Annotated in this window: 6 protein-coding genes; 2 read left to right on the top strand and 4 right to left on the bottom strand. The window is 70.4% G+C overall.

Features of this window, described 5'->3' with window-relative positions:
• The coding region (locus G6023_RS00350; protein WP_182633795.1) for a class I tRNA ligase family protein at window positions 1-1761 on the top strand (1761 nt) is incomplete at its 5' end.
• Between the two features lie 158 nt (window positions 1762-1919).
• Here the strand turns inward: G6023_RS00350 and G6023_RS00345 are convergent.
• From G6023_RS00345 to G6023_RS00335, 3 genes are read right to left on the bottom strand one after another with little or no spacing between them, the layout of a single operon-like run.
• The gene (locus tag G6023_RS00345) at window positions 1920-2345 is read right to left on the bottom strand and encodes a hypothetical protein (RefSeq protein WP_067720124.1); all 426 of its coding nucleotides are present in this window, start codon (window positions 2343-2345) and stop codon (window positions 1920-1922) included.
• Between the two features lie 2 nt (window positions 2346-2347).
• Window positions 2348-3244, bottom strand: a complete 897-nt coding sequence (locus G6023_RS00340) for an SDR family NAD(P)-dependent oxidoreductase (protein WP_067720121.1) — start codon at window positions 3242-3244, stop codon at window positions 2348-2350.
• Window positions 3241-3771 carry a nuclear transport factor 2 family protein gene (locus tag G6023_RS00335; RefSeq protein ID WP_067720119.1) on the bottom strand — a complete coding sequence of 177 codons (531 nt, stop codon included), beginning with the start codon at window positions 3769-3771 and terminating at the stop codon, window positions 3241-3243. The genes G6023_RS00340 and G6023_RS00335 overlap by 4 nt, the downstream gene beginning before the upstream one ends.
• 24 nt (window positions 3772-3795) lie before the next feature.
• Here G6023_RS00335 and G6023_RS00330 point away from each other — a divergent pair, with 24 nt between their 5' ends.
• On the top strand, window positions 3796-4230 hold the full coding sequence (locus tag G6023_RS00330; RefSeq protein WP_067720117.1) for a nuclear transport factor 2 family protein: 435 nt from the start codon (window positions 3796-3798) through the stop codon (window positions 4228-4230).
• A 46-nt stretch (window positions 4231-4276) separates the two neighbouring features.
• Here the strand turns inward: G6023_RS00330 and G6023_RS00325 are convergent.
• Window positions 4277-5002, bottom strand: a 726-nt coding sequence (locus tag G6023_RS00325; protein WP_241727580.1) for a lipase family protein, incomplete at its 5' end; no start/stop codon positions are given.

The raw sequence follows: 5002 nt of genomic DNA, 5'->3' as shown, positions 1-5002 counted from the left end.
GAGAAGACCGGCGTCTTCCTCGGCGTCAACGCCATCAACCCGGTCAACGGCGAGCAGATCCCCGTGTTCGTCGCCGACTACGTGCTCATGGGCTACGGCACCGGCGCGATCATGGCCGTGCCCGGCCACGACGCCCGCGACCACGAGTTCGCAGGAGCCTTCGGCCTGCCCATCGTGCAGGTCGTGGCGCCGGCGGACGGCTCGGAGATCGACGTGCAGGCCGAGGCCTTCACCGGCGACGGCGTGGCCGTGAACTCCACCAACTCCGGCGGGCTGGTGCTCGACGGGCTGGCCGTGGACGAGGCCAAGGCCGCCACCATCGCGTGGCTCGAGGGCCAGGGCACCGGCGAGGGCACCATCCAGTACAAGCTGCGCGACTGGCTGTTCGCCCGCCAGCGCTACTGGGGCGAGCCGTTCCCGGTGGTCTACGACTCCGACGGCGTGCCCCACGCCCTGCCCGACGAGCTGCTGCCCGTCGAGCTGCCCGAGGTCGAGGACTACAAGCCCGTCTCGTTCGACCCCGACGACGCCGACTCCGTGCCGTCCCCGCCGCTGGCCAAGGCCACCGACTGGATGACCGTCGAGCTCGACCTCGGGGACGGCCTGCAGACCTACACCCGCGACGCCAACGTCATGCCCAACTGGGCCGGCTCGAGCTGGTACCAGCTGCGCTACATCGACCCCACCAACTCCGAGCAGCTGTGCGCCCTGGAGAACGAGCGCTACTGGACCGGGCCCCGGCCCGAGACCCACGGCGCGAACGACCCGGGCGGCGTCGACCTCTACGTCGGCGGCGTCGAGCACGCCGTGCTGCACCTGCTCTACTCCCGCTTCTGGCACAAGGTGCTGTTCGACCTGGGCCACGTCACCAGCGAGGAGCCCTACCGACGCCTGTACAACCAGGGCTACATCCAGGCCTTCGCCTACACCGACGCCCGTGGCGTCTACGTGCCGGCGGCCGAGGTGACCGAGCGCGACGGGAAATTCTTCTGGACCGACACCTCCGCCGGCGCCGCCGAGATCGAGGTGTTCCAGGAGTACGGGAAGATGGGCAAGTCGCTCAAGAACTCCGTCTCCCCGGACGAGATCTGCGACTCCTACGGCGCCGACACCCTGCGCGTGTACGAGATGTCCATGGGCCCGCTCGACACCTCCCGGCCCTGGGCCACCAAGGACGTCGTGGGCGCGCACCGCTTCCTGCAGCGGCTCTGGCGCGTGGTGATCGACGAGACCACCGGCGAGGTCCGCGTCACCGACACCGAGCCGGCGGACGGCGCGCCGGGCGAGGACGTGCTCAAGGCGCTGCACAAGACCATCGCCGGGGTCCGCGACGACTTCGCCGGGCTGCGCGACAACACCGCGATCGCCAAGCTCATCGAGTACGTCAACACCCTGACCAAGACGTACCCGACCGAGGGGCCGGGCGCCCCACGCTCGGTCGTCGAGCCGCTGGTGCTCATGGTGGCGCCCGTCGCCCCGCACCTCGCCGAGGAACTGTGGTCGCGGCTCGGGCACACCGGGTCGCTCGCCCACGGGCCGTTCCCCGAGCACGACGAGTCCTACCTGGTCGAGAACTCCGTCGAGTACCCGGTGCAGATCAAGGGCAAGGTGCGCTCGCGCATCACCGTTCCCGCCGACGCCACGCCCGCGGACGTCGAGGCCGCGGCCCTGGCGGATGCCAAGGTGCAGGAGAATCTCGGCGGGGCGGCGCCGAAGAAGGTCATCGTGGTGCCGGGCAAGATGGTCAACATCGTCCCCTGAGTCCGGCCCCAGATCCGGCCCCGGCCCCGAATCTGGCCCCGGCCCGGCCCCGAATCCGCTACCCGGATTCCGGATCCGCTATTCCCGTGCGGGTAGCCGATCCGGAATCCGGGTAGCGGATGTCGTGGTGGGCGGGGTCTCCGGGGAGGTGGCCGCCCTCAGCCGGCCCGGACGAACACCGCCGAGGACGAGACGATCAGGTACGCCGTGGTGACCATCCACATCGCATAGGTCGCGTACAGCCACGGCCGCCACCGGATGCGCTGCTTCCACCGCCGGTAGGTCGTCACGCCCGCCGTCACCGCCAGGATGACCGACAGCAGCAGCGGCAGGACGACCACCTCGACGCGGTCGGCGGTCATACACAGCGCCCCCTCGTCCGTGCACTCCTCGTCAATGCCGCCCTCCAGCATCACGATCACGGTCGCCATGACCACGATCGCGACGATCGACAGCAGCACGTACCGGAAGGCCTGGTTGGCCTGCCGCTCGTTCCGCTCGAGGCGTTCGAGCGGGTCGTCGAAGTCCCCGTGGGCGCTGTGGTCTCCGTGGGCGCTGTGGTCCCCGTGGTCGCCGGATGTCATCCCTACCGCCCGCCGAACCCGTTGTGACCGCCCGCCGCGGCCACCTCGTCCACCGTGTCCAGACCCAGCTGCTCGTCCGTCACCGGCGGGAAGAGCGGACCCCCGCCGAACGCTCCGCGGTGCGACAGGGGGACCTCGCCGTCGTCGTTCCTTATCCCCTTCTCGCGCCCGTACTCGGCGGTGATGACGGTCGAGCCGCTCATCCGGGCCAGGTCGGGGTCGTCGGCGAGGGCGGCGATGACCCGTCCGACGAAGGTGGGGTCCTCGGCGCGGTCCAGCGGGAAGCCGTTGAAGTCGTCCATCCCCAGCGACAGCAGCAGTTCCGTGCGGATGAGGCCCAACCACAGCGAGAGGGTGGAGACCCCGGTGCCGGCGAGTTCGTGCGCCATATCGGAGGCCATCTTGTCGAGGGCGGTCTTGCTCATCCCGTAGAGCACGGTGTGGAACGGTGCGCAAGAACCGAACGACGAGATGTTCACCATCAGCCCGGAGCCCTGCGGCACCATCACCTTGGCGGCCTCGCAGCTGGCGACGTAGTGCGCGCGCAGTCCGACGCCCATGAGGGCGTCCCAGTCGCCAGCGGGCCGCTCCCAGAACTTGCCGTTGAACCCCATGAAGCCCTTGGGGTTGGTCCACACGTTGTTGACCAGCAGGTCCAGGCGTCCGGTCTCGTCTGCGATCCGGGCGACGACGGCGACGATCTCGTCATCCCGGGAGTGGTCGCATTCGAGTGCGCGGATCTCGCCCGGGGCGCCGGAGGCCGCGTCGATCGTGCCCTGCAGGCTCTCGGCGGACCGGCCGGTCACGTAGACCGTCCACCCGGCCTGCGCGAGTGCGGTGGCCACACCGCGTCCGACTCCGCGGCTGCCACCGGTCACCAGGGCGACGCGGGCGCTCACGAGTCCGCTCCGGCGGTGGCGGCACCCGGGACGGTGTGGACCTCGGGGTAGGTCACGGTGGCGTCGTCGAGGGTGCGGGTGACCGACCAGCCCGGGGTGAACAGGCACTCGGCCATCACCCAGCGGCCGTCCTCGATGACATACGCATCCGAGTACTCGCCGGTGGAGAGCGTCTCGGTGCCCTTGTCCCGGTCCACCTGGCGGAATTGCAGGGTCCAGGTCCCCGTGGCGCGCTGCGGTGGGCTGCTCGGTCCGTCGCCCTCCACGACGATCGACGGCATGAAGCCGTGGTGCATGTCGAGGATCCGCGGGCCGCCGTCGGAGGCGGTCGCGAGTGCGATCTGACGGAAGACCCCGACCATCGTGTCCGGGTCGGTCCGCCCGAGGGGGCCGAAGTCCAGCACGCCACCGGAGGCCACGAAGCAGGACCGGAAGCCCTCGGGATCCTTGGCGTCACAGGCCCGCCAGTACCGGTACTTGAGCTGTTCGATCGCCTCGCGGGCGCGGACTTCCTCCTCGTACTGCATAGGGCTCACGTTAGCGTAGGGAGCATGAGCCGAACACTGGTCGAACTATCCGATCGCTGGGACCTGCAGGACCTCATGACCACGTACGCGACCTGCATCGATTCGCGGGACTTCGACGGGCTGGACACGGTGTTCACCCCGGACGCCCGGGTGAGCTACGCCGCGTCCGGCGGCCCGGATGACGACTACCCGGCGGTGCGCGCGTGGTTGGCCGAGATGTTGCCGATCTTCTCCGCCACGCAGCACCTCATGGGCAACCTCGAGGTGGGCCTGGACGGCGACTCGGCCACCGGGCGCTGCATGTGTTTCAACCCGATGGCGCTGAAGCCGGTGGAGGAGAAGGACCAGCAGGTGTTCTTCTACGGGCTCTGGTACGTGCTCGACTTCGTCCGTACGGATGACGGCTGGCGGATCGACCGCCTCAGCCAGCAGCAGGCGTTCCACCACAACCTGCCCTGAACCGGGGCGGGCCCGCCCCGGCCCGGCCCGGTTCGCGCCGGCCGCCTCAGACCGCCCCGCAGGAACTCGGCGCCGGGCGGTCGAGGACGCGGTCCAGGAGGTAGCGGGCGTTCGTGGACCGCTCGGAGAGCATCGGGATGGCGTGGTCGATCACCAGGCCGGGGGCGATCGACGGCACCTCGGCCGTCCGCAGCTCCACGGTGGTGCCCTGTTCGCACCAGTCGCGGACGAGGTCGACGGCCGTGTGGTGCGGCACGACGTCGTCGTTCCCGCCGATCATGACCAGCGCCGGCACCGCCGGCGCGACCCTGCCCAGGTTGTAGCCCTCCAACACCCGGACGATCTCCGGCTCCGACCGGGCGGCGTCGCCGAGCGAGCGGCCGTCCACGGTGAACTCGTTCGTGCGCTTCAGGCCGTAGGCGAACGCGGTCTCGGCGACGCACTGCCCGGCGGTCACCTCGAGCATGCGCTGCCCCTCGGCGTTGAGATGCCGGTCGAATGCCGGACGCAGCTCGGGGTGAACCTGCAGGATGCCGTTGATCGCGTACCCCACCGCGCCGGTGAGCAGGCCGCCGTCCACGCGGTCGAGCGTGCCGAGCATGTCGGACGGCGGCGCCCCGGCCGCTATGCCGACCAGGTTCACGTCGGGTGCGTAGTCCGGCTGCATCTCCCCGGCCGCGGCGGCGGCACCACCGCCCTGCGAGTAGCCGCTGACCACGGTCTTGGAGTCGGGCGCGAGGTCCGCGCCGGGAAGCCGCAGCGCCGCGCGGGC

The organism is Dietzia sp. DQ11-71 (assembly GCF_014144995.1).
Classification (GTDB): Bacteria; Actinomycetota; Actinomycetes; order Mycobacteriales; family Mycobacteriaceae; genus Dietzia; species Dietzia kunjamensis.
This window is presented reverse-complemented; position numbering and strand designations above follow the sequence as displayed.

Coding starts and splice junctions, on each gene's coding strand:
- G6023_RS00345 (WP_067720124.1), bottom strand. CDS start 2,345: ATGACATCCGGCGACCACGGGGACCACAGCGCCCACGGAGACCACAGC.
- G6023_RS00330 (WP_067720117.1), top strand. CDS start 3,796: ATGAGCCGAACACTGGTCGAACTATCCGATCGCTGGGACCTGCAGGAC.
- G6023_RS00335 (WP_067720119.1), bottom strand. CDS start 3,771: ATGCAGTACGAGGAGGAAGTCCGCGCCCGCGAGGCGATCGAACAGCTC.